Consider the following 4,344-nt stretch of genomic DNA (forward strand, 5'->3'; position numbering starts at 1 on the left):
GACGAGTACTGACAGAAGGCGTTCTTTGCCTTCAGAAGTGATTGGCTTGTGACCTCGAGGGGCTAGGCTGCTTGCGCTAGACAGCGAAAACTTCGTAAAAATTTTTTTTACTTTCATATCGTATAAAGAAAAAGAATTTACCAAATGGCAAATTCGATTCCTATATATTAACAAACAATATTTGATTTGTCATTTTTCTGACGACTTATTTTTTTCGATAAAAAAAGGTATCTTCCGTATCCAGTCCATATGATGCTGGATTAAATATTTGTTCGGTACTCCCAACAAATAAGATTCCATCACTTTTAAGAGCATCACTAAATTTTTTATACAGCATGTCCTTTGCCTCTTCTGTAAAATAGATTAATACATTTCGACAGATGATTAAATCGAAGTTGGTTCCAAAGGAATCTGCCAATAAATTTTGTTTTTTAAACGTTACAGTCTTTTTTATGTCCGAATCGACATTGTAAAAAGCACCATCTTGGGTAAAGTAGCGCTTTTTAATGTCAGAAGGCACTTCTTGAAGGGAGCGTTCTGGATATACCCCCATCCTAGCCCTAGTTAGAATATTTTCATCGATATCCGTGGCTAAAATGGATATTTGGTGTAAAGGTAAAAATTTTGATAGAATCATTGCAATTGTATACGGCTCTTCACCAGCTGAACAAGCCGCACTCCAAACTTTGATCTTCCGATTTTGTTCAATTAATTTTGGAAGAATTTTTGTTTCTAGTACTTCCCACCGTTTCGCATTCCGATAAAATTCCGAAACATTGATGGTCATTCGATCCAAAAACTCATACAACAATTCATTGTCTTTTTCGATACCTTTAAAATATTCCTGAAAGCTTGAAAAACCTCTTTTTTCGTATAATGAAGTAAGTCTTCTTACCATTTGTGCTTCTTTATATAAACGTAAATCAATACCAGTTTTTCTTTTTATCTGTTCGGTAAATAATATGTAATTCTTGTCCATAGCTTCTCCTCAAAAAACGTCATTCATAGGGTGGAATGTTCCTTCAGAAAAACCAGCCCCTAAAAAGAGCTGGTTTGGATAGTTTTATCAAATACTCCTCGGCGTATTTGCGCCCGATTTTTTTCGAGCACGCTCGAAAAATTTCCTCTAAAAAATCGTGGCATCCGCCGGAGGCTTTAATTTTAATCAGCAGAAGTACTGACTTCTGATGATTAAAATTAGTAGATCCAATTATTGATTAGCTTATCGTAGGCTACTAATTCTTCCTCTTTAAAGAATAATGCAATTTCACGTTCAGCACTTGCTGGCGAATCAGAACCATGTATAATGTTCTTTCCAACAGTTACTCCGAAATCACCACGGATTGTTCCAGGTAGGGCATCTTTTGGATTTGTAGCACCCATCATTTGGCGTGCAGTTGTAATTACATTCTCTCCTTGCCAAACCATTGCAAAAACTGGTCCAGATGTGATGAAATCAACTAGGTCCCCGAAGAATGGACGCTCTTTATGCTCACCGTAATGATTGCCAGCAAGCTCTTCTGAAACCGCCATCAATTTAGCTCCCGCTAACTGAAAGCCCTTTCTTTCAAATCGTGAAACAATTTCACCAACTAGTTGACGTTGTACGCCATCAGGCTTAACCATTAAAAATGTCTTTTCCATAACTATCTCCACCCCACCAAAAATATGTATAATAGTCTTTTTTTAGCGACCAATCAAAATAGTAACACTATTTTGATTGGTAATCAATGGTATTCCTAAAATTTTCTTTTTCCGATATATTTCGCGACATTGTAGAGCGTATTTTTAGCACGGGATGAAGGCAATTCTTCCAAAATCTTATATGCTTTTTCTAAATATCGATTGCTTAAGCCTTCCGCTTGTTTGATCGCATCTGATTGTTTAATAGATGTAATTATAGGTTTAATCTCAGCTACTGTTGTTCGTTCCGTTACTTGAATAATTTGTTGTTTAAGGTTTTCATCCTTCATCGCGTACAGAACTGGCAATGTAATATTACCTTGCATTAGATCGCTGCCAGCAGGTTTACCCAATTGTTCATCGGTACCCGTGAAGTCTAGAATATCGTCTGTAATTTGGAATGCCATCCCCACATAATAACCATATAAAAACAGTTTTTTATGAACTTCGGTAGGAACATCTGCAGCAACTGCTCCCAATTGACAGCTACTTGCAATTAAAAGTGCCGTCTTCCGCTTTATTCTACGTAAATAACAGCGCAAGTTTTGATCAAAACGATATTTATCTTTGATTTGTTCGATTTCACCTAAACAAACCTCAACAATTGTATGTGCCAGGAGTTTATGTAATAAGGGATTTGGAAGCTTTGTAATGATTTCTAGTGAGCTACCTAGAATATAATCTCCAGCATACATCGCTATTTTATTATCCCATTTTGCCTTAATCGTTGGCTTACCACGTCGAAGATCCGCGTCATCAATTACATCATCGTGCACGAGTGATGCAGTATGAATGAGTTCAAGTGTTATGGCAACATTTTTAATTACATCAATATCATATTTCCCAAATTTTCCTCCTAAAAGGACAAAAACGGGTCGTAGCCGTTTACCACCAGATTGTAATAAATGCAACCCAGCCTGTTGAAGAACCGGATGCTTCCCTTTGATGGAAGCCTCCAATTCTTTTTCTATAATTGCTAAATCTGTATTCAAATACGAATACATCAAAGATAATTTCATTGGTTTCACCTTGATCTCAAAGTATAAAGCGATTAACTATTTCTTTTTCTTTTATAACCTAAATGCATTGCGGCTACACCTAATGTGTATGGTTTCACTTCAATATCGCTTAAGCCTGCTTTTTGAAACATGTTTGCAAGCTCTTTCATCCCCGGAAAATCACGCGCGGATTCCTGAAGCCATGAATATTCCTGATAACTTTTTGCAAAAATCTTTCCAAAAATCGGCATAATAAAACGAAAATAGAAAAAGTATAATTGTTTAAATCCGATCATCGTAGGCTGTGAGGTTTCTAAACAGACAACCATTCCGCCAGGCTTTACTACCCTGCGCATTTCTTTTAAAACGGTCATGTAATCGGGAACATTTCGAAGGCCAAAGCCAATTGTTACATAATCAAATGAATTATCTTCAAACGGAAGCTCCATCGCATTGCCATGTATTAATTCCACCTGATTTAACTTTAACTTGTCCACTTTCTCTTGACCAATTTTAAGCATATTTTTACTAAAATCAAGACCGACCACTTTTCCCTGAGGGCCTATCTTCTCTGCAAGGGTAATGGTCCAATCAGCAGTGCCACAGCAAAGGTCAAGGGCAGATGATCCTTCTTTGACATCCATTCGCTTCATTGTATCCTTACGCCAAGCTTTATGTTGTTGGAAGCTGATAACAGAATTCATTTGGTCATAATTTTTATATATTTTTTCAAATACATGATGTACACGTTGTTCTTTAGATTGCTCCATAATTACCCTTCTTCCACGCTTCTTTTCAATGATAATGTAGTACCATTTAGAAGTAATTCATTAATACGGCTAAGTAGTAGGTTGTTTATTTTAGGGTTAGATTCTAAAGACTGTTCTAGCCTTTTACTTACATGAGAAAGATGCATGTTAAATTTATACATAACATCCATTTTCTGATCTTGTTCTTGCACTGAGACTATTTTCTTAAGAGTCTTAATCAGAATTGAATTTCCATTCTCTAAGTATTGGTCTCTTTCAAATAATAATCTTTTTAGCAACAAAAAATTTTTGACGATTTCATCCCATTTTTCTATTTGAAAACGATTCACGATTTTTCGAAAGATGGCAGATTCGACTGCTGCCACACCTGAAAATAGCTTATCTGTTCTTTCATGATCCATTTGATACAAATAAATTTTTGCTTCATTTACCTCTTTAATACCCTCTGCGAGTACACGTATGAAGTTTATATCGGAAGCTTGGGCAAGAAGATAATAATACAATCCGCTAAAATAGTCTCCTGCCAAAACTGCCAACTGTTGACCTCGCATACGTTCATCTGAAATAGCAAGTCGATTGGGGACTGTTTCATGGGTATCTAATGCCTGCTGAACAAGCATAGTGGTTACTATATAATTTGTTAATTGCTCTTGTGGCAAAAGCAAATCCTCGCATATGGAGTATAACAATAATAGTTTATCCTCATCTATACTCGGTGTTTCCATGTATCTTTGAAGGTATGAGTGTCTAGTTTTGTCCTCAATACGCTCCTTAAGATTGGCAACAATTTCCTTGATGTCATGCAAATCAATCACCCTTGTTTCCCCAATTTAAATAATATCAATCAAATGCGTTAGCGTATTGCACCCGAATTTTAGGTCCACACGATGTGG

The 4,344-nt window shown here is 36.3% G+C and carries 5 protein-coding genes; all 5 read right to left on the reverse strand.

The window, feature by feature from the left end:
• Nucleotides 1-205: 205 nt before the first annotated feature.
• The gene (locus V7147_RS09535; protein ID WP_335367621.1) at nucleotides 206-979 is read right to left on the reverse strand and encodes a CheR family methyltransferase; all 774 of its coding nucleotides are present in this window, start codon (nucleotides 977-979) and stop codon (nucleotides 206-208) included.
• A gap of 218 nt (nucleotides 980-1,197) precedes the next feature.
• A complete protein-coding gene (gene ndk / locus V7147_RS09540) occupies nucleotides 1,198-1,644 on the reverse strand; it encodes a nucleoside-diphosphate kinase (RefSeq protein WP_335367622.1) in 447 nt (148 codons plus the stop codon).
• Between the two features lie 95 nt (nucleotides 1,645-1,739).
• Nucleotides 1,740-2,702, reverse strand: a complete 963-nt coding sequence (hepT, locus tag V7147_RS09545) for a heptaprenyl diphosphate synthase component II (protein WP_335367623.1) — start codon at nucleotides 2,700-2,702, stop codon at nucleotides 1,740-1,742.
• A 32-nt stretch (nucleotides 2,703-2,734) separates the two neighbouring features.
• Entirely contained in the window at nucleotides 2,735-3,451 is a 717-nt protein-coding gene (locus V7147_RS09550; RefSeq protein ID WP_335367624.1) for a demethylmenaquinone methyltransferase, read from the reverse strand.
• A 2-nt stretch (nucleotides 3,452-3,453) separates the two neighbouring features.
• On the reverse strand, nucleotides 3,454-4,266 hold the full coding sequence (locus V7147_RS09555; RefSeq protein ID WP_335367625.1) for a heptaprenyl diphosphate synthase component 1: 813 nt from the start codon (nucleotides 4,264-4,266) through the stop codon (nucleotides 3,454-3,456).
• Nucleotides 4,267-4,344: the final 78 nt, after the last annotated feature.

Source organism: Bacillus sp. JJ1521, from assembly GCF_036965165.1.
In the GTDB taxonomy this organism is placed as follows: Bacteria; Bacillota; Bacilli; order Bacillales; family Bacillaceae_L; genus Ferdinandcohnia.